The sequence below is a fragment of the Stenotrophomonas sp. Steno-Z1 genome (assembly GCF_056393175.1).
The window spans coordinates 192627-216023 of the sequence record NZ_JBWJPB010000007.1 but is presented as its reverse complement, the minus strand read 5'-3'; the positions used below and the strand labels follow the sequence as shown (position 1 = coordinate 216023).

Genomic DNA, 23397 nt, shown 5'->3' with positions numbered 1-23397 from the left:
GGGGACATTCGCCGGAAAGGGCATGGGGCCCCAGCGCCCAACCCACTGACCGCGCGCGCCTGGAAGAAGTCAAAGCACGCTTCTGCTTGCCCCCGCATAGGGGCGAAGAACCTAAAAAAAGGCCACGCATTGCGTGGCCTTTTCATACGCATCGGCGCGGGGTGATTACCCCGCCACCTTGCCCCACACCTGGAACCCGGTCAGCCACAGCCCCAGCATGCTGCCGAGGTTGGTCAGCATGAAGGTCAGCACCACGCGGGTGACCCGGTTGCGGTACCAGCCCTTCACGCTCTGCGCGTCATCGCGCAGCTTGAGGAAGTCCTCGTAGGCCGGCTTGCGCAGCCGCGTTTCCACCAGCGCGGCAAACGCGCCGGTGGGGATGCTCAGCCGGAACGGCTTGAACGGAGCCACCACGATCGCGGTCAGGATGCTCAGTGGATGGCTGCCCGCCAACAGGCAGCCCAACCCGGCCAGGCCGCCGGTGTACATCGCCCAGGTCAGCAGCAACTCGCCGCCGACACCGAGGCCACCGCGGTAGAAGCCCACGGCAATACCGGTCAGCACCACGGCCAGGATGGTCAGCGTGATCCACGGGATGTTGCGCTTCTTCGGCACCGCTTCCAGCGACTCGCGCAACGGGCCCGGCGCATCGGTATCGGTCTCCAGGTACCGCGCCAGCCCGGCCAGGTGGCCGGCGCCGACCACGGCCAGCACCTCGCGCTGGGCGGGGTCGTGCACCTCGCGCAGGCGGGTGGCCATGTAGCGGTCGCGCTCGCCGATGATCGTCTCGTACAACGCCGGGCTCTCGCTGGCGAACTCGCCGAAGCTCGCTTCCAGCATGTCGCCCTGCTTGAGTTTCTCGATCTCGTCCTCGCCCACGTCCTCGGACGCGAACAGGCCGGCGCCCAGGCCCATCACCAGCTTGATCCGGCCAAAGAAGCCCAGCTGCTGCGAGGCGCGCTTGAAGGTCAGCCCGACCTCGCGGTCGATCAGGTGGACCGGCAGGTTGTGCTGGTTGGCCAGGGTGACCGCACGCTTGAGCTCGGCACCGGGCTCGATGCCCAGCTGCTCGGCCAGCCGGCGCTGGTAGGCGGCCAGCGCCAGGTTGGCGGCGAACAGCGCCACGCGCCCCTTGCGGATCACCTCCACCAGGTCCAGCTTGGCCATGGCATCGGGGTTGGTCAGCGCCTGCAGGCGTTGCGGGTCCAGTTCAACCGCGACCGCGTCGAAGCGGCCGCTGCCGATGGCGCGTTCCACCGCCTCCACGCTGGCCTGGGAAACGTGCGCGGTGCCCAGCAGGGTGTAGCGCACACCGTCGCGTTCGACCACGCGCACGGGCTGGCCGGCGAACAGATCGCCGCCGGTGTCATCGAGTTGGGGTTCAGTCATTTCATTCATTCGAAGGGGCGCTGTCGGCACCATCGCCGAGCGCGCGCTGCATCTGGACGGTATCCAGCCAGCGGCCATGCTTGCGGCCGAGGCCGCGGAAAATGCCGACGGTATGGAAACCGAAGCGCTCGTGCAGCTTGATCGAGGCGGTGTTGGTCGGCTCGCCGATCACCGCCACCATCTGCCGGTAACCGCGTGCCACGCAGGCGTCGATCAGCCCCTGCATCAGCGCCGTGCCGACCCCGCGACCCTGGAAGCCGCCCGCCACGTAGACCGAATTCTCCACGGTCCACTGGTAGGCGATGCGCCCGCGGTAGGTATTGGCGTAGGCATAGCCGGCCACCTGGCCATCGACGTCGGCCACGAGGTAGGGGAAGCCACGGCCGATGATGTCGTGCATGCGCCGCAGCATCTCCACCGCGTCGGGCACGTCGTACTCGTAGGTGTTGACCAGGTCGGTCACCTCCACCGCGTAGATGGCGGTGATGGCATCGATATCGGTGTCACGGGCGTCGCGCAGCTGCACGGTCACGGGGCGGTTCCTGGTCGGTCAGTCGATGTAGCGCTTGAGCAGGTCGCCGTACGCATCGATGCGGCGATCGCGCAGGAACGGCCAGATCCGGCGCACGTGTTCGCTGCGTTGCAGGTCGACGTCGCAGAGCAGCACGGTGGGGTCGCCACCGGCCTCGGCGATGAACTCGCCCTGCGGGCCGAGCACGTGGCTGTTGCCCCAGAACTGGATGCCCGAGGCGCCCAGCGGCGAGGCTTCATGACCGACGCGGTTGCAGCTCAGCACCGGTACGCCGTTGGCCACGGCATGGCCGCGGTGGCTCAGCACCCACGCATCGCGCTGGCGGTTCTGTTCGTCCTGCTGGTCGTCCGGGTCCCAGCCGATCGCGGTGGGGTAGAGCAGCAGCTCGGCGCCGGCCAGCGCCATCAGGCGCGCCGCTTCCGGATACCACTGGTCCCAGCACACCAGCACGCCAAGACGACCCACCGAGGTGTCGATCGGCTTGAAGCCGATGTCGCCGGGGGTGAAGTAGAACTTCTCGTAGAAGCCCGGGTCGTCCGGGATGTGCATCTTGCGGTACTTGCCGAGCAGCGTGCCGTCCTTTTCGAAGACGACCGCGGTGTTGTGGTACAGGCCGGCGGCGCGGCGTTCGAACAGCGAGCCGACGATCACCACGCCGTGCTTCTTGGCAAGCGCGCCGAGGCGCTCGGTGCTGGGGCCGGGGATCGGTTCGGCCAGGTCGAATTCGTCCACCGACTCGTGCTGGCAGAAGTACGCGCCGTTGTGCAGTTCCTGCAGCAGGATCAGCTTGGCACCCTGGGCGGCCGCTTCAGCCACGCGCGTTTCGATCACGGCCAGGTTGGCCGCGGCGTCTCCGTGGTTGCGCTCCTGGATCAGGGCGACGGAAAGGGTGTGGCGTGAGCTCATCCGAGTGCGGTCCTGCGGGGGAAAAACGCAGTTTATCGCGGATGGGTGCACGCGGCGTGCTGTGCGCTAAATGGGGAGCGCCCAGCCTCGGGGCTGGCGAGGGAGCGGGCTGGGTGGCGCGGTCGGGGCCGCGCCGTGAACCCACGCATTGGCCGCTTGCGGGCGCCCTCCATGGCGCCCAACGGTCGCGGCCCGGGCGGCGGGTCAGGCCAGCAGGCCTTCCGGCAGCTGCATGGTGATGCAGTGCAGGCTGCCGTTCTGCCAGATCAGCGAGCGGCAGGGCACCGGCACAATCTCCCGGCCCGGGTAGGCCGCGGCCAGCACGGCCCGCGCGGCGTCGTCGGCCACGTCGCCGTACACCGGCATCAGCACTGCGCCGTTGAGGATCAGGTAGTTGGCGTAGGACGCGGCCAGGCGGCGGCCGTCGTCGATCACCGGCTGCGCCCACGGCAGCGGGAACAGGCGATACGGCGCACCGGACGCGGTGCGCAGCGCGGCCAGCTCATTGCCCATCGCCTGCAGTTCGACGAAGTGCGAGTCGCTGCTGTCATCGCAGGCCTGGTAGACGATGCTGTCGGTCGAGGCGAAGCGGGCCAGCGTATCGATGTGGGCGTCGGTGTCGTCGCCTTCGAGGTAGCCGTGGTCCAGCCACAGCACGCGGTCCTGCTGCAGCCAGTTGGCCAGATCGGCGCTCAGCGAATCGCGGCTGCGCTCCGGGTGGCGCTCGTGCAGGCATTGCCAGGTGGTCAGCAGGGTGCCGGCGCCATCGGTCTCGATGCCGCCGCCTTCCAGCGCGAACGGGATGCTCTGCACCTCGGCGCCGGAGGCGAACACGCCGGCCTCATGCAGTACCCCCACCAGCTTGTCGTCCAGGCTGGCGTCGAACTTGCCGCCCCAGCCGGTGAAGCGGAAGTCCAGCAGGCGGAAGCCGCCGTCGGCGCGCGTGAGCGTGATCGGGCCGGAATCGCGCAGCCAGGTGTCGTCGTACTGCGCGGTGACGAAACGGACGCGGTCCATGTCGATCCGGTTGGAGCGCAGCCGTGCATCGGCGTAGGCCTCCAGGTCATCGTCGGCGACGATGATCAGCACCGGCTGGAAGCGGGTGATGGCGGCGACCAGGGCGATGTAGGTGTCCTCGACGTCACCCAGGCGGTCGGCCCAGTCGGTGTCGGCGTGGGGCCAGGCGATCAGGATGGCGGACTGGGTTTCCCATTCGGCCGGAAAGCGGAGCGTGTCGTTCATGGTCTCGGTGCGATGGCCCGCCCTGCGCGGGCGGAGTGATGGGTCAGCGGATCGGCGGCTTGGGGCCGACCTCGTTGGCGTCGGCCTTGTTGGCCACCACGTCGATCACCTTCTGCTTTTCAAAGTAGACAGTGAACTGCGGGTAGACCCAGCGGTTGATCGTCGGCCACTGGCGCTTCTGGCCGCCGCGCGGGTCCAGGCGCTCGCTGGGGTCGCCGAACCGGGATTGCACCTCCTGCATGCTCTGGCCGCGGACGGGCAGGGCGGTGGCGGGCTTTTCCTGGCTGCGGTCGATCAGCAGCGTATCGGCGTGGGCGCTGGCGCAGGCCAGCACGGCAAGCAACGGCAGGGTGGTCAGGTAACGCGTCATCTCGATCTACTCCCCAGTGGTCAAGAAAGGTGTCACGGCAAGGAACGTGTCACGACGGACGGCCTTGCGACCGACCGTCACGACCAACCCGGCGATTACAACAAAAACGGCAATAAAAAACCGCCCGGAGGCGGCTTTTTATTCAGGATGGTCGCGACCAGAGGCCGGGACCCCCGCCGGCTCAGCGCTGGCGAGCCTTGAAACGCGGGTTCGACTTGCAGATCACGAAGATCTTGCCGCGACGACGAACGACCTTGCAATCGCGGTGACGGGACTTGGCCGACTTCAGGGAAGACAGGACTTTCATTGCATACCTCGGCGTAAACGTTGGATTCGGTTGGAGCGCGGCCGCGATATGCAGATGACAATCGGCAGGTGACGCCCGTTCAAGCCCGCAATTGTACCGGGCTTTTTTCCATCCTTTCAAGTGGTTGCACGAAAAAGGTCTCGAAGGCCCCCGGGCGGGGGCTAGAATGGGCGGTCCATTCCACAGGGAAACCCATGAACCAGCTTCCTCCCGTGCTCACCATCGACGGCCCGTCCGGGGCCGGCAAGGGTACCGTCAGCCGCATTGTCGCACGCCGCCTGGGCTGGCATTACCTGGATTCGGGCGCCCTGTATCGCGCCGTGGGCGTGGCCGCGAGCTGGGCCGATATCGACACCTCCGACGCGTCGGCACTGGTTCGCTGCACCTTCGACACCCATGTCCGCTTCGTCGAGGCGGCCGACGGGGGGCTGCGGGTGGTGGTCAATGAAACCGACGCCACCGACGAGCTGCGCCTGGAGACCACGGGCGCGCTGGCCTCGGCCATCGCGGCCATTCCGGAGGTCCGCGCCGCGCTGAAAGAGCGCCAGCGCGCATTCAGGATTCTGCCCGGCCTGGTCGCCGACGGCCGTGACATGGGCACGGTGATCTTCCCGGATGCCCCATTCAAGGTCTTCCTGACGGCGAGCGCGGAGGAGCGGGCGGGGCGCCGGCATAAGCAGTTGAAAGACAAGGGGGTTTCTGTTAACTTTGATGACCTCCTGCGCGAGATCATGGCCCGCGACGCCCGTGATGCACAGCGCACAGTGGCGCCCCTGAAGCCGGCAGACGATGCCGTCATCATCGACACCAGTGGCATCGGCATCGACCAGGTCGTTGCCAATGTGTTGGATCTGCTTCCGGTTTCGGGTGCCTGATCCGTTGTACAGGAGGACCGCCAAGGCACCGGCGGTGTCGCACATCGCAAGGCAGCACAAGCTCCGTCCCGCAATGATGCGTGGCGGTTTTCCTACTTAACACACGGCCTGCAGTACCGGGGTCGACGAACAGGCGGGCGGTAGCCATTCCCCGAAGGGAAGCCAACCGACCCATGTGTCCAACAGAGTAAATCTAATGACCGAATCATTTGCCGAACTGTTTGAAGCCAGCCAGGCCAATCTGGCCAAGCTGAAGCCGGGCGCCATCGTCAGCGGTGTTGTCGTTGAAGTCCGCGGCGACGTCGTGGTGATCAACGCCGGCCTGAAGTCTGAAGGCATCGTGCCGATCGAGCAGTTCCGTAACGACGCTGGCGAGATCGATGTCGCCGAAGGCGACGTCGTCAAGGTCGCCCTCGATTCCATCGAGAACGGCTTCGGTGAGACCGTCCTGTCGCGCGAGAAGGCCAAGCGCGCGATGGTGTGGGACGAGCTGGAAGAAGCGTTGGAAAAGAACGAAACCATCACCGGCCGCATCAGCGGCAAGGTCAAGGGTGGTTTCACCGTGGACATCAAGGATGTCCGCGCGTTCCTGCCGGGTTCCCTGGTCGATGTGCGCCCCGTGCGCGATCCGGCCTACCTGGAAGGCAAGGAGCTGGAATTCAAGCTCATCAAGCTGGACCGCAAGCGTAACAACGTCGTGGTCTCGCGCCGCGCTGTCGTCGAAAGCGAGCACTCGGAAGAGCGCGAGCAGCTGATGGACAAGCTGCAGGAAGGCGCGATCCTGAAGGGTGTCGTCAAGAACCTGACCGATTACGGCGCGTTCGTGGACCTGGGCGGTATCGACGGCCTGCTGCACATCACCGACATGGCCTGGAAGCGCGTGCGCCATCCGTCCGAAGTCGTGAACGTCGGCGACGAGCTGGACGTGCGCGTGCTGAAGTTCGACCGCGAGCGCAACCGCGTTTCGCTCGGCCTGAAGCAGCTGGGCGAGGATCCGTGGGACAACATCGCCCGTCGTTACCCGGCCAACAGCCGCGTCTTCGGCAAGGTCTCCAACGTGACCGATTACGGCGCGTTCGTCGAGATCGAGCCGGGCGTGGAAGGCCTGGTGCACGTGTCCGAAATGGATTGGACCAACAAGAACGTCAACCCGTCCAAGGTTGTGCAGGTCGGTGACGAAGTTGAAGTCATGGTCCTGGACGTCGACGAGGAGCGTCGCCGCATCTCGCTGGGCATGAAGCAGGTTGCCGCCAATCCGTGGGAAACCTTCGCTGCCATCCACAAGAAGGGCGACAAGGTGTCGGGCCAGATCAAGTCGATCACCGACTTCGGCATCTTCATCGGCCTGGACGGCGGTATCGATGGCCTGGTGCACCTGTCCGACATCAGCTGGAACACCACCGGCGAAGACGTGGTCCGCAACTTCAAGAAGGGCGACAACCTGGACGCCGTCGTCCTGGCCGTCGATCCGGAGCGCGAGCGCATCAGCCTGGGCGTCAAGCAGCTGGAGCAGGATCCGTTCGGTCAGTACATGGCTGCCAACCCGAAGGGTTCCAAGGTCGAAGGCGTGGTCAAGGAAGTGGACGCCAAGGGCGCTACCATCGAACTGGCTGACGGCATCGAAGGCTACGTGGCCGCTCGCGACGTTGCCAACGAGCGCGTGGACGACGCGACCCAGTTCCTGAAGGTCGGCGACAAGGTGGAAGCCAAGTTCGTGGGCATGGATCGCAAGGGTCGTACCCTGCAGCTGTCGATCAAGGCCAAGGACGACGCGGAAATGCGCGAAGTGCTGGAGGAATACCAGTCCTCGTCGGCATCCAGCGGCACCACCCAGCTCGGCGCGCTGCTGCGTGCACAGCTGAACGGCAACAAGTCCGAGTAATCGGTTTGTCGCTGGCGTAGTTTCCTGGACGGCCCGGACATCAGTCCGGGCCGTTTCAGGGTCTGAGTTCCCCTCGAAGAGCCCGTAATGACCAAATCCGAGCTGATCGAAATCCTGGCGCGCCGACAGGCGCATTTGAAATCGGACGATGTCGATCTGGCGGTAAAGTCGTTGCTGGAGATGATGGGTGGGGCGCTGGCCGGCGGGGATCGCATCGAGATCCGCGGGTTCGGCAGTTTTTCGTTGCACTACCGGCCGCCACGGCTGGGGCGCAACCCCAAGACCGGGGAATCGGTCGCGTTGCCGGGCAAGCATGTCCCGCACTTCAAACCGGGCAAGGAGCTGCGCGAACGCGTCAGCGCCGTGGTGCCGCTGGAAAGCGACCCCGCGTAGAGCGGCCCGTTGGTCCGTTGCTCTTCTGGTCCACGTCTCTTTTGTCCCGCCGCTCCATATTCCGCTACTCTTGAATCTCCCGGAACTGGAGCTGCTGCATGAAAGTCGTACGTCTGCTGATCCTGTTGGCGGTTCTGGTGTTCGGGCTCATCGTCGGTGCGCTCAATTCAGACCCGATCGTCATCAGCCTGGGCTTCACCCATATCAATTCCACCACCGGCCTGGCGATCATCATCGCCCTGTTGTCCGGTGCCATCATCGGTGGCGGCATCGTGCTGGCCAGCCTGGTGATCCCGTTGTACGCAAAACTGCGCAAGGCGCAGAAGGCAGGCCCGACCGTGGTCGTGGCGCCTGCTCCCACCCCTTCTTCTCCTTTCGACGGACGCTGAGCGCCGATGGAATTTGTCTCCGAGTGGTTCTGGTTCTTCCTGTTCCTGCCGTTGGCGGCGGTGTCCGGCTGGGTGATCGGCCGTCGCGGTGGCCAGCGCCACGGCGACAACCAGGTCAGCCGCCTCTCCAGCACCTACTTCCGTGGCTTGAACTACCTGCTCAACGAGCAGCCGGACAAGGCGATCGAGCTGTTCCTGCATATCGCCGAGCTGGACAAGGAAACCTTTGAAACCCAGGTCGCGTTGGGCCACCTGTTCCGCCGTCGCGGCGAAGTGGACCGCGCGATCCGCCTGCACCAGGGCCTGGTCAACCGCGCCGACCTGAACGACGCGCAGCGCGTGCAGGCACTGCTGGCGCTGGGCGAGGACTACATGAAGTCCGGCCTGCTGGATCGCGCCGAGACCGTGTTCACCGAACTGGCGCAGATCGACCAGCGCGCCCCGCAGGCGCTCAAGCACCTGATCGGGATCTACCAGGCCGAGCGCGATTGGGAAAAGGCGATCGACAACGCCAGCCGGTTCGAGGAAGTCACCGGCGAGCCCATGGGCAAGCTGATCGGGCAGTTCGAATGCGAACTGGCCGAGCGCTTCCGTGGCGCGGGCAAGATCGAGGAGGCGAGGGCGGCGATCGCGCGCGCCTACCAGGCCGATGCGATGTCCGTCCGTGCCGGCATCATCGAAGGCCGCCTGGAGGCCGACGCCGGCAACGCCGAGGCCGCCGTACGCGCCTTCGAACGTGCCGCCCGCAATGATCCGGAGTACCTGCCGGAAGTCCTGCAGGCGCTGATGCAGAACTACCGCAAGGTCGGCGACCTGGGCGGCGCGCGCGCGTTCCTGTCGGAAATGACCGAGCACTACCGCGGCATCGCCCCGGTGCTGGCGCTGACCCAGTTGATGGAGGAGCAGGAAGGCGTGGCCCCGGCGCGCGCCTACCTTGGCCGCCAGCTCAAGGACCGACCGTCGGTGCGCGGCGAATCGGCGCTGATCGACCTGACCCTGGCCGAGGGCGCCGATTCCACCGCGACCCTGCACGACCTCAAGCACATCACCGACCAGTTGCTGGTACGCAACCCGGCCTACCGCTGCACCCGTTGCGGGTTCGGCGCACGTACCCACCACTGGCAATGCCCCAGCTGCAAGGAGTGGGGCACGGTCAAGCCGCTGCTGAACTACGCGGTGCTCTAAGCGATGCCCGTTGCCTGGATGATCGGATTGCCAGCGGTGCTGGTGATCGCGGCGCTGCTTACCTGGGTGGCGCGCCAGTACGCGCTGCGTCGCAATCTCATGGACCAGCCCGGCGAGCGCCGCAGCCATGGCGTGGCCACCCCGCGCGGCGGCGGCATCGCGATCGTGCTGACGCTGTTGCTGGCCACCGCGGCCGCCGGCCTGGCCTGGCCCGGCGGGCGCGTGGCGCTGCTGGTGTTCGGGGTCGGCCTGGTGCTGGTCGCGGGGATCGGCTGGTGGGACGACCACCGGCCGCTGCCGGCGGTGCGCCGCCTGCTGGTGCACCTGGTGGCATCCGCGCTGGTGGCCGCGCTGGTCTGGCAGGCCAGCGGCAACCCGGTGCAGGCGGTCCTGGCGTTGTTGTTCACGGTGTCGATGATCAACATCTGGAACTTCATGGATGGCATCAATGGCATCGCCACCACCCAGGCGATCCTGGCGGGCCTGGCGTTCGCCGCGGTGATGCCCATGCCGTTCGCCTTGGCCGGCGCGGTGCTGGCCCTGGCTTGTCTCGGCTTCCTGCCGTTCAACTATCCGCGGGCCCGGATCTTCATGGGCGATGTCGGCAGTGGCGCCCTGGGCTATGCGATCGCCGCGCTGGTCTGCCTGGCCAGCGTGGTCACCGAGGTCCATTGGTTGCTGCTGCTGGTGCCGCTTTCGGCCTTTCTTGTGGACGCAGGCTTCACACTCCTGTCGCGCATGCTGTCGGGGCAGCGATGGATGGAACCCCACACCCAACATCTCTATCAGCGCGCCGTTAAAGGTGGCATGAGCCACACTTCGGTGACAGGGATGTACTTCGTTTTTGGTCTGTTCAGTATTACAGTGTTTAATGCTTGCAGCGATCTGCAGCCGAGGTGGGAGGCTGCCGTGGCCGTCGCGTGGTTGATCTTCGCGACCGGTTTGTGGCTACTCCTGCGCAAGGGAATGCGCAACTAGAAGGATTGTTTGTTTTATGACGCCTTGGCAGGACCGTCTTACCAGTTTGATCCCACGCGGCGCCATCGTGGTCCACGACCTGTTCATGGTCTGGGCCTGCTGGCAGCTGCTGCATGCCGGCCGCTATTCGATGCTGGCCGATGCTCCCTCGCTGCCCCTGTGGAACATCGACACCTCGCTGGTGCTGGTGATCCAGGCGGTGGTGTTCTGGCGGGTGGGCCTGTATCGCGGCCTCTGGCGTTTCGCCAGCGTGGCCGACCTGCTCAATATCTTCAAAGCCAGCTTCATCGGCCTGCTGGCCATCGTCGTGGTGCTGGCCTACAAGCGCTTCAACGGCGTGCCGATGTCGGTGCTGGTGATCTATCCGTTCGCGCTGTCGGCGCTGCTGGGCGCGCCGCGCCTGCTGTACCGGGCATGGAAGGACTACCAGTCGCTGCAGTCCGATGCCACCGCCCGTCGCGTGCTGATCCTCGGCGCCGGCCAGGCGGCCGAGGCGCTGGTCCGCGACCTGCGCCGCTCCGGCGATTTCGAACCGGTCGGCCTGCTCGACGACGCCCCGCACCTGCAGGGGGCCAAGCTGCAGGGCCTGCCGATCCTGGGCACGCTCGACGATGCGCCGGCGGCCGTGCGCGAGACCGCGGCCAAGCTGCTGGTGATCGCCATCCCCTCGCTGGACGCGGTGGGCATGCAGCGCGTGGTCGCCATCTGCGAGGCCACCGGCGTGCCGTTCCGCATGGTGCCCAAGCTCAATGACGTGCTGCTGGGGCATTCGCTGCCCGGCGAGCTCAAGGAAGTGGCGATCGAGGACCTGCTGGGGCGCAAGCCGATCCTGCCGGACTGGTCGCTGATCCGCGGCTGGCTGGGCGGGCGTACCGTGCTGGTGACCGGCGCCGGCGGCTCGATCGGCTCGGAGCTGTGCCGCCAGTGCGCGCGCCACGGTGCCGGGCGCATCATCCTGCTGGAAATGAGCGAGCTGCTGCTGCTGACCATCGAGGCCGAGCTCAAGCGCAGCTTCCCGGACCTGGAAGTGGAGGCCGTGCTCGGCGACTGCGGCGACCCGGCGGTGATCCGCCACGCGCTGTCCATGGCCAGCGTCGATGCGGTCTTCCATGCCGCCGCCTACAAGCAGGTGCCGGTGCTGGAGCGCCAGCTGCGCGAAGCGGTGCGCAACAACATCCTGTCCACCGAGACGGTGGCCCGCGCCTGCGTCGAAGCCCGCATCGAGCATTTCGTCTTCATCTCCACCGACAAGGCGGTCGACCCGGTCAACGCACTCGGCGCCAGCAAGCGCTATGCGGAGATGATCTGCCAGAGCCTGGACCAGAAGACCAGCCACACCCGTTTCGTGACCGTGCGCTTCGGCAACGTGCTGGCGTCGGCCGGCAGCGTGGTGCCGCTGTTCCGCGAGCAGATCCTCAAGGGCGGCCCGGTCACCGTGACCGACCCGGAAGTCACCCGCTATTTCATGACCATCCCCGAGGCCTGCCAGCTCATCCTGCAGGCGGCCGCCTCGGCGTCGCATGGGGCCATCTACACCCTGGACATGGGCGAGCCCGTGCCGATCCGGGTGCTGGCCGAGCAGATGATCCGCCTGGCCGGCAAGCAGCCGTACAAGGACATCGCGATCATCTACACCGGGCTGCGCCCGGGCGAGAAGCTGCACGAGACCCTGTTCTATTCGGACGAGGACTATCGCCCGACCGCGCACCCGAAGATCCTGGAGGCCGGCGTGCGCACGTTCGCGCGTGAGCAGGTGCTGGGCAACGTGCCGCGGCTGCGCGAGGCGATCGCCACCTACGACACCGATGCCATCAACAACATCCTGTTCGCGACCATGCCGGAGTTCTCGCCGTTGCAACAGGACGATCACGTCGCCTCGGCTAAAGTGCTTCCTTTCCCGGCACGAGAGGCCAACAGGCTGTGACGAACAAGCGTATTCGCAAGGCGGTTTTCCCGGTGGCAGGGCTGGGCACGCGTTTCCTGCCCGCAACCAAGACGGTTCCCAAGGAAATGCTGCCGATCATCGATCGGCCGCTTATCCAGTACGCCGTCGACGAGGCGATCGAAGCCGGTTGCGACACCCTGATCTTCATTACCAACCGCTACAAGCACGCGGTCGCCGACTATTTCGACAAGGCCTACGAGCTGGAGCAGAAGCTCGAGCGCGCCGGCAAGACCGAGCAGCTTGAACTGGTGCGCCACGTGCTGCCCAACGGCGTGCGCGCGATCTTCGTCACCCAGGCCGAGGCACTGGGCCTGGGCCATGCGGTGCTGTGCGCCAAGGCCATCGTCGGTGACGAGCCGTTCGCGGTCCTGCTGCCCGACGACCTGATCTGGAACAAGGGCGACGGTGCACTCAAGCAGATGGCCGATGCCAACCAGGCCAGCGGCGCGAGCATCATCGCGGTCGAGGACGTCCCGCACGACAAGACCGGCAGCTACGGCATCGTGGCCACCGACACCTTCGACGGCCGCCAGGGCCGGATCAGCGCGATCGTCGAGAAGCCGAAGCCGGAAGACGCACCGAGCGACCTCGCCGTGGTCGGCCGCTACGTGCTGAGCCCGAAGATCTTCGAGCTGCTCGAAGCCACCGGCACCGGTGCCGGCGGTGAGATCCAGCTGACCGATGCCATTGCCGAGCTGCTCAACAGCGAGCGCGTGGACGCGTACCGGTTCGAGGGCACGCGGTTCGATTGCGGCACCCACCTGGGCCTGGTCGAGGCCACCATCCGCTTCGCGCTCAACAACGAGAAGCTGGCCGGCCCCGCCCGCGAGATGCTGCAGAAGGCGCTGGCCGACGGCTGACCCTGGCGCCGGGCCATGCCCGGCCGCCCGTTGACGCGGGCGGGGTGGTGCTGCCGCGCATGGTTCGGCACTACGTACGGGTTTCCGGTCACGGTAAACAAAAAGGGCAGCCTCACGGCTGCCCTTTTGCGTTTCAAGTGCCCACCAACGGCTGGCACCTACCGTTTTCTCACTGCCGTATCGACCAACGCTCGATACCTGCCGCGTGGCAAGTGCCGGCGCTGGGCCGGCACCGCCGATGCATCACAGCGACTCGAAGATGCCCGCCGCGCCCATGCCGGTGCCGATGCACATGGTGACCATGCCGTACTTCTGCTGGCGACGGCGCAGGCCGTGCAGCAGGGTGGCGGTACGGATCGCGCCGGTCGCGCCCAGCGGGTGGCCCAGGGCGATCGCGCCGCCCAGCGGGTTGACCTTGGACGGGTCCAGGCCGCAATCGCGGATGACCGCCAGCGACTGCGCGGCGAACGCTTCATTGAGCTCGATCCAGTCCAACTGGTCCTGGCTCAGGCCGGCCTGCTTGAGCGCCTTGGGGATCGCGGCGATCGGGCCGATGCCCATCACTTCCGGGCGCACGCCGGCGACCGAGAAGCTGACGAAGCGGGCCAGCGGGGTCAGGCCGTAGTCCTTGATCGCCTGCTCGGAGGCCAGCAGCACCGCACCGGCGCCGTCGCTCATCTGCGAGGAGTTGCCGGCGGTCACGGTGCCGCCGAACTGGCCGTTGCGGAACACCGGGCGCAGCTTGGCCAGGCCCTCGGCGGACGAATCCAGGCGCGGGCCTTCGTCGGTGTCGACGATCTTGTCGCGGGTGATGATGCGGCGGCCGTCAGCCAGGTCGGGCTGGCGGGTGCGCACGTCGTAGGGGCTGATCTCGTCCTTGAAGTCGCCGTTCTGGATCGCGGCGATGGCCTTCTGATGCGAGGCCAGCGCAAAGGCGTCCTGCTCCTCGCGCGAGACCTTCCACTCCTCGGCGACCTTCTCGGCGGTGATGCCCATGCCGTAGGCGATGGCGACGTGGTCGTTGTCGAACACGCTCGGGGCCATCGCGATCTTGTTGCCCATCATCGGCACCATCGACATCGACTCGGTGCCACCGGCCAGCATCAGGTCCGAATTGCCCAGGCGGATCTGGTCGGCCGCCATCGCCACGGCCTGCAGGCCGGAGGAGCAGAAGCGGTTGACGGTCTGCGCGGCGATGGTGTCCGGCAGGCCGGCCAGCAGCACGCCGATGCGCGCCACGTTCATGCCCTGCTCGGCTTCGGGCATGGCGCAGCCGATGATCGCGTCATCGATGCGGTTGAGGTCGATGCCCGGGGCCTGTGCGACCACCGAGCGGAGCACGTGGGCGAGCATGTCGTCGGGGCGGGTATTGCGGAACACGCCCTTGGGCGCCTTGCCAACCGGGGTGCGGGTGGCGGCGACGATGTAGGCGTCCTGGATTTGCTTGGTCATTGCAGTGATCTCTCGAAATTTTTGCCGGAGTGCCGACCTGTGGTCGGCACCCACCGAAAGCAGGGAGGGGCCATCAATTGCGCAGCGGCTTGCCGGTCTTGAGCATGTGCGCGATGCGGGCCTGGGTCTTTTCCTGCTGGGCCAGTTCGACGAAGTGCTTGCGCTCCAGGGTCAGCAGCCATTCTTCGTCCACCAGCGTGCCGCGATCCACTTCGCCGCCGCACAGCACGGTGGCGATGCGCACGGCGATCTCGTAGTCGTACGGGCTGATGAAACGGCCTTCCAGCATGTTGACCAGCATCATCTTGAAGGTGGCGATGCCGACGTCGCCGGCCACCTGGATGCGACGGGCCGGCATCGGCGGACGGTAACCGCCGTCGGCCAGCGCCTGCACTTCGGCCTTGGCGATGTAGAGCGCTTCGAAGCTGTTGAACACCACCTTGTCGGTGGCGCGCATCAGGCCCAGTTCCTTGGCGTTGACCGCCGAGTTGGAGACCTTGGCCATGGCCACGGTTTCGAAGGTCTTCTTCAGCTCGGCAAAGACGTCACCGCCCGGGCCGGCCGCCTGCGAGGCGCGCACCGCCAGTTCCTTCAGCCCGCCGCCGGCCGGCAGCAGGCCGACGCCGGCTTCGACCAGGCCGATGTAGCTTTCCAGCGCGGCCACGCTCTTGGCGCTGTGCATCTGGAACTCGCAACCGCCGCCCAGGGCCAGGCCGCGCACGGCGGTCACCACCGGTACCAGCGAGTACTTGATCGCCTGGCTGGTGCGCTGGAAGTTGTGCACCATTTCTTCGAACTGCTCGACCTTGCCGGCCTGCAGCAGGCCCAGCGCACCGGCCAGGTCGGCACCGGCGGAGAAGGGCTCCTTCTGCTGCCAGATCACCAGGCCCTTGAAGTCCTTCTCGGCGCGCTTGATCGCTTCCTGCAGGCCATCGAGCACGTGGTCGGAGACGGTGTTCATCTTGGTCTTGAAGCTGACCACGGCAATGCCGTCGCCGTCGTGCCACATGCGCACGCCGTCGTTCTCGAACACGGTCTCGCCCGGGCTGAAGGTTTCGCCCAGCAGCGGATCGGGGAAGCGCTGGCGCTGGTACACCGGCAGCGCCGAGCGCGGCAGCTTGGCATTGCGCGACGGGCTGTAGCTGCCTTCGGCGGCGTGCACGCCCTCGCGGCCATCGAACACCCAATCCGGCAGCGGCGCGTTGCTCATGCTCTTGCCGGCGACGATGTCATCGGCGATCCACTGCGCGACCTGCTTCCAGCCGGCCGCCTGCCAGGTTTCGAACGGGCCCAGCGACCAGCCGTAGCCCCAGCGGATGGCCAGGTCCACGTCGCGCGCGGTCTCGGCGATGTCGGCCAGGTGGTAGGCGCTGTAGTGGAACAGGTCGCGGAAGGTCGCCCACAGGAACTGCGCCTGCGGGTGCTCGCTCTCGCGCAGCTTGGCGAACTTCTCGGCCGGGTTTCGGATCTTCAGGATCTCGACCACTTCCGGGGCGGCCGTGCGGTCGGCCGGGCGGTAGTCCTGCTTTTCCAGATCGAGGACGACGATGTCCTTGCCGACCTTGCGGAAGATGCCGGCACCGGCCTTCTGGCCCAGCGCGCCCTTGGCGATCAGCGCGTCCAGCCACTTTGGCGATTTGAAGAACTCATGCCACGGATCGTTGGGCAGGGTGTCGCCCATGGTCTTGATCACGTGCGCCATGGTGTCCAGGCCGACCACGTCGGAGGTGCGGTAGGTGGCCGACTTCGGGCGACCGACCAACGGGCCGGTCAGGCCGTCGACTTCGTCGAAGCCCAGGCCGAATGCCTGGGTGTGGTGGATGGTGGACAGGATCGAAAACACGCCGATGCGGTTGCCGATGAAGTTCGGCGTGTCCTTGGCGTACACCACGCCCTTGCCCAGGGTGGTGACCAGGAAGGCTTCCAGGCCTTCCAGCACCGCGGCATCGGTGGTGCTGGCCGGGATCAGCTCGGCCAGGTGCATGTAGCGCGGCGGGTTGAAGAAATGCACGCCGCAGAAGCGGTGGCGCAGCTGCTCGGGCAGCACGTCGGCGAGCTTGTTGATGCCCAGGCCGGAGGTGTTGGAGGCCAGCACGGCGTGATCGGCCACGAACGGGGCGATCTTCTTGTACAGGTCCTGCTTCCAGTCCATCCGTTCGGCGATGGCTTCGATGATCAGGTCGCAGTCCTTGAGCTGCTCCAGGCCGGTCTCATAGTTGGCCGGGGTGATCGCCTCGGCGTAGGACTTGCTGGCGAGCGGGGCAGGACTGAGCTTGCCCAGGTTGGCGATTGCCTTGAGCACGATGCCATCGGCCGGACCTTCCTTGGCGGGAAGGTCGAACAGCACGGTGTCGACGCCGGCATTGGTCAGGTGGGCCGCGATCTGGGCACCCATGACGCCGGCACCCAGCACGGCGGCGCGGCGGACTAGCAGGGAATTGGACATGTCGATAAGCCTTTGTTGGTCAACGTCGGTGCAGCCGGGCAGCGCCCGGCTCTACGGGGTGGAAAGGGAACTCGTCGCAGCCTCGGTGCCCGCGCTGGCGCGGAAACCGGCTTCGGCGAAGTGGATCAGTTCGCGGGCGGCATGGGCACGATGCGCCGCTTCGGTGACACCGGCAGGTCGCTTGATCAGGCCGAAGTCGGCCATGGCGTAGGTCAGCGAGCCGGCCAGGAAATCCAGGCGCCAGTACAGCTCCTCCTTGCTCAGCCCCGGCACGCAGGCGGCGATCGCCTTGCCGAAGTCGCGCAATACGTGGCCGTAGTGGTCGGAAAGGAACTTGCGCAGGTTGTCGTTCTTCTCGGCGTAGGCCCGGGCGATCACCCGCACGAAGGCACCGCCGGTCTGGCGGTCCTGGGCCATGGCCAGGGCCGGCTCCACGAACGCGGCCAACACCGGGCGCAGCTGGCCGGGGTGCTCGCGGCGGGCGCCCTCGAGCTGGGCCAGACGCGCGGCGGTCATCTCGTCCATGCGGCGGCGGAACACCTCGTTGACCAGATTTTCCTTGGACCCGAAGTGATAGTTGACCGCGGCGATGTTCACGTCGGCCTGGCTGGTGACCTGGCGCAGCGACGTGCCGGCGAAGCCATGCTGGGCGAACAGCTCCTCGGCCGCGCCGAGAATGCGGTCCTTGGTGGAGAAATGAGCGGGCTTGGCCATGGGACGGGCAGGGTTCAATCAAACGATTGTTTGATATTAGGCCCATGCCGGCGAGGGAGCATTGTGCGGCGCACAAAAGCGCGGCATCCGTTCATCGTCGTGCAGGGCGTTGACCGGCCACCCCGGGGGCGCCTGAACGGGCGGCATCGCCCTGCGGGGTGCCGGCCTGCCACGCGTGGCGTGGCACTACCGTAGATGGGGAGGACACGTTAGAATTGCCTCACGTATATCAGGCTAAGCCCGCGTTTTGACGCGGGTTTTTTTCATGTTACTCTCGGGCCGATCAGTGGCCCGCCCAACGGAGAATTCCCATGGCGCTGGAGCGCACCCTTTCCATCATCAAGCCGGACGCCGTCGCCAAGAACGTCATCGGTGAAATCTACGCCCGCTTCGAAAAGGCCGGCCTGAAGGTCGTCGCCGCCAAGTACAAGCAGCTGTCGCGCCGTGAAGCCGAAGGCTTCTACGCCGTGCACCGCGAGCGTCCGTTCTTCAACGCGCTGGTCGAGTTCATGATCTCCGGCCCGGTGATGATCCAGGCGCTGGAAGGCGAGAACGCCGTGCTGGCCCACCGCGACCTGCTGGGCGCCACCAATCCGAAGGAAGCCGCTGCGGGCACCATCCGCGCCGACTTCGCTGAATCCATCGATGCCAATGCCGCCCACGGCTCGGACTCGGTCGAGAACGCCGCGATCGAAATCGCCTACTTCTTCGCCGCGACTGAAGTCGTCTCGCGCTGAGAGTGAACCCGTGAACGAGGTCGTACAGCCAACCGCCATCCCCGTCGTGCTCGTCCCGAGCGCGCCGGTGGCCAAGCAGAACCTGCTCGACCTCGATCGCGAGGGTCTGGAGCGCTTCTTCGCCGATACCCTCGGCGAAGCGCGCTACCGTGCCCACCAGGTGATGAAGTGGATCCACCACCATTACGTCACCGATTTCGATGAGATGACCGACCTGGGCAAGGCGCTGCGCGCCAAGCTCAAGCAGCACGCCGAGGTCCGCGTCCCGAACATCGTGTTCGACAAGCCTTCCGCCGATGGCACCCACAAGTGGCTGCTGGCGATGGGTACCGATGGCAAGAACGCCATCGAAGCGGTCTACATTCCGGACAAGAACCGCGGCACGCTGTGCGTGTCCTCGCAGGTCGGCTGCGCGCTGAACTGCACGTTCTGTTCGACCGCCACCCAGGGCTTCAACCGCAACCTCTCCACCGCCGAGATCATCGGCCAGGTGTGGGTGGCCGCGCGTCACCTGGGCAACATCCCGCACAAGCAGCGTCGTCTCACCAACGTGGTGATGATGGGCATGGGCGAGCCGTTGATGAATTTCGACAACGTCGTGCGTGCCATGAGCGTGATGCGCGACGACCTGGGCTACGGCCTGGCCAACAAGCGCGTGACCCTGTCCACCTCCGGCCTGGTGCCGCAGATCGACCGGCTGTCCGCGGAAAGCGACGTGTCGCTGGCGGTGTCGCTGCATGCGCCCAACGATGCGCTGCGCGAGACCCTGGTCCCGCTCAACAAGAAATACCCGATCGTCGAGCTGATGGCCTCGTGCGCACGCTATCTGCGCGCCAACAAGCGCCGCGAATCGGTGACGTTCGAATACACCCTGATGAAGGGCATCAACGACCAGCCCGAACATGCCCGCCAGCTGGCGCGGCTGATGCGCCAGTTCGACAACGCCGTGCAGGCGTCGCACTCGGGCAAGGTCAACCTGATTCCGTTCAATCCGTTCCCGGGGACGCGCTACGAGCGTTCCGGTGATGCCGAGATCCGTGCGTTCCAGAAGATCCTGCTGGATTCGCAGGTGCTCACCATGGTGCGACGCACCCGCGGCGACGACATCGATGCCGCCTGTGGCCAGCTCAAGGGCCAGGTGATGGACCGCACGCGTCGCCAGGCCGAGTTCAATAAAACACTGCAGGAAGGGAAAGGCCGGGATGCCGCTGCCTGATATCCGATTGCCAGCCGTTGTCTTCATCGCGCTGGCATTGGTCGGCTGCGGCAGCAAAGGCGTCAAACCCCCGTCCGGACCCTTGGCCATCGCGCCGGTGTACGAGGTCCGCGACACCCCGTCGACCCGTCAGCGGGTCGGCTACCAGGACCAGATGACCCTGGCGGCCGAAGCGTTCCGCGCCGGCCAGGTCGAGGCGGCCGAGAAGAAGGCCAAGGCGGCACTGAAGATCGACGGTACCCGTCCGGACGCCTACCTGCTGCTGGCCAATGTCGCCACCCAGCGTGGCGCCGACGCCGAGGCGGGCACGCTGTATCGCAAGGCCGCCGAGTTGGCGCCCGCCCACGGCGATGCCCTCAACAACTACGGCGCCTGGCTCTGCACGCATGGCCATCCGGCCGAGTCGCTGGTCTGGTTCGACCGCGCCATCGCCGCGCCGGGCTATGCGACGCCGGCCTCGGCCCTGGCCAATGCCGGCGGCTGCGCCCTCGATGCCGGCCAGGCCGAACGGGCCGCGCGCGACCTGCGCAACGCCATCCAGCTGGACCCGACCAACGCGTACGCGCTGGAATCGATGGCCCGCAGCGAGTATGCCCAGGGCCGTTATTTCGAGGCGCGCGCCTTTTCGCAACGTCGTCTTGCGGCTGCACCGGCCACACGTTCCGTGTTACAACTTGCCTCTCAAATCGAGGCGCAGCTTGGCGACACTGTGGCATCCGGTCGTTATCTGCAGCGAATTCGCGACGAATTTCCGCAGGATGCGGCTCCTAATCCCCGGGGTTGAAGCATTGTGATTGATGACCAGACTGTGAACGCTCTTGATGCTGCCGCCGGCTGTGGCGCACGCCTCCGCCAGGCGCGGGAAGCGGCAGGGCTGACGCTCGAGGAAGTGGGGCAGCAGCTGCGCATGCCCATGCAGGTGGTGAAGTCGCTTGAGGATGAGCAATGGGAGCGCCTGGGCGCGCCGGTGTTCGTCCGCGGCCAGCTGCGCAGCTACGCGCGCCTGTTGAAGGTGGACCTGGGCGATGCGCTGGAGCAGGCCCGGATCGGGGCGGTGGTGCCGCCGCAGCTGGTCAGCCACACGCATACCCCGCGCACCCGCCGCATTGCCGAGAGCCTGGGCCGCAAGGCGCTGTACGTGGGCATCACGGCGGCGCTGGTGGTGCCGACCTACTTCACGACCCGGGGCTTCTTCGACGCGGGCAGCCCCGCCCCGAGCACCGCCTCGCTGGATGTGATCCCGGCGGCCGTGCCGGTGGCCGGTGGTCCGGCCCCGGCCGACACCCCGCCCGCGCCGGCCGCTGCCCCCGCCGGTGCCGTTCCCGCCACGCCCAACGCGCCCTACGTGGCCTCGCTGACGGCGGTTCCGCGCCCCGCGGCCGCCGCCGCCCCGGCCCCGGCCGGTGCCTTGAACCTGCAGTTCACCGGCGACAGCTGGGTGGACATCACTGCGCCCGATGGCAGCAGCGTCGAGAAGGCCCTGATCAAATCCGGCGAGACGCGCAGCTTCAGCCCCGGCCAGGTCGGGCGCATGGTGCTGGGCAATGCCTCTGCGGTCGAGGTTCAGCAGGCCGGCACTATCGTCGACCTTTCGCCGTACCAGCGAGCCAACGTGGCACGCTTTACGGTATCCTCTGACGGCTCCGTGGCCCCAGTTTCGCACTGAGTCGCGTTTCCCAATCCAATTCAACTAGCTCCCCTTCACGGGCGGGGCGAGAGTACGCATGGCGATCGACGATCTGCTCGACGAGCACGAACAAAGTGAACGCGTCCGCAGCTGGCTGCGGAAGAATGGTGTCAGCATCATCGCGGGTGTCGCGATCGCAATCGGCGGCATCGCCGGTTGGCAGTGGTGGCAGAAAGAGCACAGCAATTCACTGGCCGGCGCCAACGTCCAGTACCAGGCGGTGCTCAAGCACCTCCAGGACAAGGACCTGGAGCAGGCAGCCAAGGGCGTGAAGGCGCTCGATGAAGGCAAGGCCAACATCTACGCCGACCTGGCGGCGCTGCAGCTGGCCAAGGCCCAGGTGGAGGCCGGCAAGAACGACCTCGCGCTGGCGACCCTGCGCGGTATCAAGGCCGATCCGGAATTCCAGCCGGTCATCGAGCAGCGCATCGCGCGCCTGCTGCTGGCCACCGGCAAGTACGACGAGGCCAGCAAGGCACTCGGCGGCGCCAGCGACAGCGCCAGCCTGGAAATCCAGGGCGACGTGTTGATGGCGCAGGGCAAGCGTGATGACGCCCGGCAACAGTATGAGAAGGCGCTCAAGACGCTGGACGTGGCAGCGCCGCAGCGGCGACTGCTTGAAACCAAAGTGATGGATGCCGGTGGCACCGTCACCGATGCTGCGGAGTCGGTGTAATGAAGCAGATGGTCATGATCAAGCGCGTTGCCACCCTGGTCCTGCTGGGCGTTGCATTGTCCGGCTGCACCACCGTCAAGGGCTGGTTTGCCGGCAAGGACGCGGCCGCCAAGAAGGCGCTGGAGCCGGCGGAGCTGGTGAAGTTCGAGCCGACCGTCAAGGTCGACAAGCTCTGGAGCGTCAACGTCGGCAAGGGCGAAAAGCGCATCGGCGTCCGCCAGGGCCCGACCGTGGCCGATGGCCGCGTGTACGCGGCGGCCATCTACGGTGGCGTGCATGCCATCGACCTGCAGACCGGCAAGAAGGTCTGGACCTGGGAGCCGGCCAAGGAAAAGAAGAAGCCCAAGCTGCGCCTGTCCGGTGGTCCCGGCGTGGGTGACGGCCTGGTGGCCATCGGCACGCTGGACGGCCAGGTGATCGCCCTCGATGCCAACGATGGCACCGAGAAGTGGCGGGCCAAGGTGACCGGTGAAGTGATTTCCGCGCCGGCCATCGCCCAGGGCATGGTGTTCGTGCGCAGCAACGACGGCCGCGTGACTGCCCTGGACGCCGGCAACGGCACCCAGCGCTGGTTCAATCCGCGTGAGCTGCCGGCCCTGACCGTGCGTGGCAATGCCGCCGTGGTCGCAGGTCCGGGTGTCCTGTTCATCGGCAACGATGACGGCAGCGTCTCGGCGCTGGGCATGCAGGATGGCCGCACCGTGTGGGACCAGATGGTCGCCAACGGCGAAGGCCGCACCGAGCTGGAGCGCATGTCCGACGTGGACGGCGCCCCGGTGCTGGAAGGCAACACCCTGTTCGTGAGCAGCTTCAAGAGCCAGACCATGGCCATTGAAGGCCCGACCGGTCGTCCGCTGTGGGCCCGCGATCATGGCGGCGCCGGCGGCCTGGCACTGACCTCGGGCAATGTCTTCGTCACCGACAACAAGGGTGGCGTGTTCGGCCTGGACAAGAGCAGTGGCACCGCGATGTGGTCGCAGACCGGCCTGGCGCGGCGCTCGCTGACCGGCCCGGCGGTGCAGGGCGATTACGTGGTGGTCGGCGACTACAAGGGTTACCTGCACTGGTTGCGGACCGACAATGGTGAGTTCGCGGCGCGCGCCAAGAGTGGCGGCGACGCCCTCCTGGCACAGCCGGTAGCTGCCGATGGGATTCTGCTGGTGCAGAACGTTGATGGAAAGCTGACCGCATTCCGGTTGGCACAATAAGGAGTTAC

The 23397-nt window shown here is 66.6% G+C and carries 23 protein-coding genes; 14 read left to right on the top strand and 9 right to left on the bottom strand.

Annotation, left to right across the window (positions count from 1 at the left end):
* Nucleotides 1-165: 165 nt before the first annotated feature.
* The 6 genes from AC06FD_RS16940 to ykgO form a co-directional block, all read right to left on the bottom strand.
* A complete protein-coding gene (locus AC06FD_RS16940) occupies nucleotides 166-1398 on the bottom strand; it encodes a TraB/GumN family protein (protein WP_478078407.1) in 1233 nt (410 codons plus the stop codon).
* The gene (locus AC06FD_RS16935; protein WP_478078406.1) at nucleotides 1391-1921 is read right to left on the bottom strand and encodes an N-acetyltransferase family protein; all 531 of its coding nucleotides are present in this window, start codon (nucleotides 1919-1921) and stop codon (nucleotides 1391-1393) included. Before AC06FD_RS16935 ends, AC06FD_RS16940 begins: the two co-directional genes overlap by 8 nt.
* A gap of 18 nt (nucleotides 1922-1939) precedes the next feature.
* Complete coding sequence (locus tag AC06FD_RS16930) at nucleotides 1940-2827, bottom strand: carbon-nitrogen hydrolase (protein ID WP_259208422.1); 888 nt, start codon at nucleotides 2825-2827, stop codon at nucleotides 1940-1942.
* A gap of 204 nt (nucleotides 2828-3031) precedes the next feature.
* Nucleotides 3032-4069 (bottom strand): agmatine deiminase family protein, encoded by a 1038-nt coding sequence (locus AC06FD_RS16925; protein ID WP_259208424.1) that lies wholly within the window; start codon nucleotides 4067-4069, stop codon nucleotides 3032-3034.
* A 43-nt stretch (nucleotides 4070-4112) separates the two neighbouring features.
* Nucleotides 4113-4439, bottom strand: a complete 327-nt coding sequence (locus tag AC06FD_RS16920; RefSeq protein ID WP_259208426.1) for a hypothetical protein — start codon at nucleotides 4437-4439, stop codon at nucleotides 4113-4115.
* A 181-nt stretch (nucleotides 4440-4620) separates the two neighbouring features.
* Nucleotides 4621-4746, bottom strand: a complete 126-nt coding sequence (gene ykgO, locus AC06FD_RS16915; RefSeq protein WP_017355593.1) for a type B 50S ribosomal protein L36 — start codon at nucleotides 4744-4746, stop codon at nucleotides 4621-4623.
* 194 nt (nucleotides 4747-4940) lie between these two features.
* Between ykgO and cmk the strand changes: the two genes are divergently transcribed.
* The 8 genes from cmk to galU all read left to right on the top strand — a co-directional run bounded on the left by cmk (nucleotide 4941) and on the right by galU (nucleotide 13253).
* On the top strand, nucleotides 4941-5621 hold the full coding sequence (gene cmk / locus AC06FD_RS16910; RefSeq protein ID WP_259208432.1) for a (d)CMP kinase: 681 nt from the start codon (nucleotides 4941-4943) through the stop codon (nucleotides 5619-5621).
* A gap of 196 nt (nucleotides 5622-5817) precedes the next feature.
* Nucleotides 5818-7503, top strand: coding sequence for a 30S ribosomal protein S1 (gene rpsA, locus AC06FD_RS16905; RefSeq protein ID WP_068851279.1), 1686 nt, complete (start codon nucleotides 5818-5820; stop codon nucleotides 7501-7503).
* Between the two features lie 87 nt (nucleotides 7504-7590).
* Complete coding sequence (locus AC06FD_RS16900) at nucleotides 7591-7896, top strand: integration host factor subunit beta (protein WP_017355596.1); 306 nt, start codon at nucleotides 7591-7593, stop codon at nucleotides 7894-7896.
* 98 nt (nucleotides 7897-7994) lie between these two features.
* Nucleotides 7995-8285 (top strand): LapA family protein, encoded by a 291-nt coding sequence (locus tag AC06FD_RS16895; protein ID WP_259208441.1) that lies wholly within the window; start codon nucleotides 7995-7997, stop codon nucleotides 8283-8285.
* 6 nt (nucleotides 8286-8291) lie between these two features.
* Nucleotides 8292-9470 carry a lipopolysaccharide assembly protein LapB gene (gene lapB, locus AC06FD_RS16890; RefSeq protein WP_259208443.1) on the top strand — a complete coding sequence of 393 codons (1179 nt, stop codon included), beginning with the start codon at nucleotides 8292-8294 and terminating at the stop codon, nucleotides 9468-9470.
* Between the two features lie 3 nt (nucleotides 9471-9473).
* Nucleotides 9474-10448 (top strand): MraY family glycosyltransferase, encoded by a 975-nt coding sequence (locus AC06FD_RS16885; RefSeq protein ID WP_449336360.1) that lies wholly within the window; start codon nucleotides 9474-9476, stop codon nucleotides 10446-10448.
* A gap of 16 nt (nucleotides 10449-10464) precedes the next feature.
* Nucleotides 10465-12372: a polysaccharide biosynthesis protein gene (locus AC06FD_RS16880; RefSeq protein WP_259208447.1), complete on the top strand. Its 1908-nt coding sequence runs from the start codon at nucleotides 10465-10467 to the stop codon at nucleotides 12370-12372.
* Nucleotides 12369-13253 carry a UTP--glucose-1-phosphate uridylyltransferase GalU gene (gene galU / locus AC06FD_RS16875; protein WP_259208450.1) on the top strand — a complete coding sequence of 295 codons (885 nt, stop codon included), beginning with the start codon at nucleotides 12369-12371 and terminating at the stop codon, nucleotides 13251-13253. Before AC06FD_RS16880 ends, galU begins: the two co-directional genes overlap by 4 nt.
* A 243-nt stretch (nucleotides 13254-13496) precedes the next feature.
* Here galU and AC06FD_RS16870 read toward each other — a convergent pair whose 3' ends face one another.
* From AC06FD_RS16870 to AC06FD_RS16860, 3 genes are all read right to left on the bottom strand, one after another.
* Nucleotides 13497-14705, bottom strand: coding sequence for an acetyl-CoA C-acyltransferase (locus tag AC06FD_RS16870; protein WP_259208453.1), 1209 nt, complete (start codon nucleotides 14703-14705; stop codon nucleotides 13497-13499).
* Nucleotides 14706-14778: 73 nt separating this feature from the next.
* Nucleotides 14779-17151: a 3-hydroxyacyl-CoA dehydrogenase/enoyl-CoA hydratase family protein gene (locus AC06FD_RS16865; RefSeq protein ID WP_478048376.1), complete on the bottom strand. Its 2373-nt coding sequence runs from the start codon at nucleotides 17149-17151 to the stop codon at nucleotides 14779-14781.
* Between the two features lie 51 nt (nucleotides 17152-17202).
* Nucleotides 17203-17865, bottom strand: a complete 663-nt coding sequence (locus AC06FD_RS16860) for a TetR/AcrR family transcriptional regulator (protein WP_259208455.1) — start codon at nucleotides 17863-17865, stop codon at nucleotides 17203-17205.
* Nucleotides 17866-18176: 311 nt separating this feature from the next.
* On the opposite strand from AC06FD_RS16860, the gene ndk reads away from it, so the two are divergent.
* Genes ndk through bamB form a run of 6 tightly spaced genes read left to right on the top strand, consistent with a single transcriptional unit; the run spans nucleotide 18177 to nucleotide 23389 of the window.
* Nucleotides 18177-18602 carry a nucleoside-diphosphate kinase gene (gene ndk / locus AC06FD_RS16855; RefSeq protein WP_008265389.1) on the top strand — a complete coding sequence of 142 codons (426 nt, stop codon included), beginning with the start codon at nucleotides 18177-18179 and terminating at the stop codon, nucleotides 18600-18602.
* 10 nt (nucleotides 18603-18612) lie between these two features.
* Nucleotides 18613-19818, top strand: coding sequence for a dual-specificity RNA methyltransferase RlmN (gene rlmN, locus AC06FD_RS16850; RefSeq protein WP_259208463.1), 1206 nt, complete (start codon nucleotides 18613-18615; stop codon nucleotides 19816-19818).
* Nucleotides 19805-20602 (top strand): type IV pilus biogenesis/stability protein PilW, encoded by a 798-nt coding sequence (pilW, locus tag AC06FD_RS16845; RefSeq protein ID WP_478078405.1) that lies wholly within the window; start codon nucleotides 19805-19807, stop codon nucleotides 20600-20602. Before rlmN ends, pilW begins: the two co-directional genes overlap by 14 nt.
* Nucleotides 20603-20608: 6 nt before the next feature.
* The gene (locus tag AC06FD_RS16840) at nucleotides 20609-21484 is read left to right on the top strand and encodes a helix-turn-helix domain-containing protein (protein ID WP_259208467.1); all 876 of its coding nucleotides are present in this window, start codon (nucleotides 20609-20611) and stop codon (nucleotides 21482-21484) included.
* 58 nt (nucleotides 21485-21542) lie between these two features.
* Nucleotides 21543-22181 (top strand): YfgM family protein, encoded by a 639-nt coding sequence (locus AC06FD_RS16835; RefSeq protein ID WP_259208470.1) that lies wholly within the window; start codon nucleotides 21543-21545, stop codon nucleotides 22179-22181.
* Nucleotides 22181-23389 (top strand): outer membrane protein assembly factor BamB, encoded by a 1209-nt coding sequence (bamB, locus tag AC06FD_RS16830; protein WP_259208473.1) that lies wholly within the window; start codon nucleotides 22181-22183, stop codon nucleotides 23387-23389. Before AC06FD_RS16835 ends, bamB begins: the two co-directional genes overlap by 1 nt.
* The last annotated feature ends 8 nt before the right edge of the window (nucleotides 23390-23397 follow it).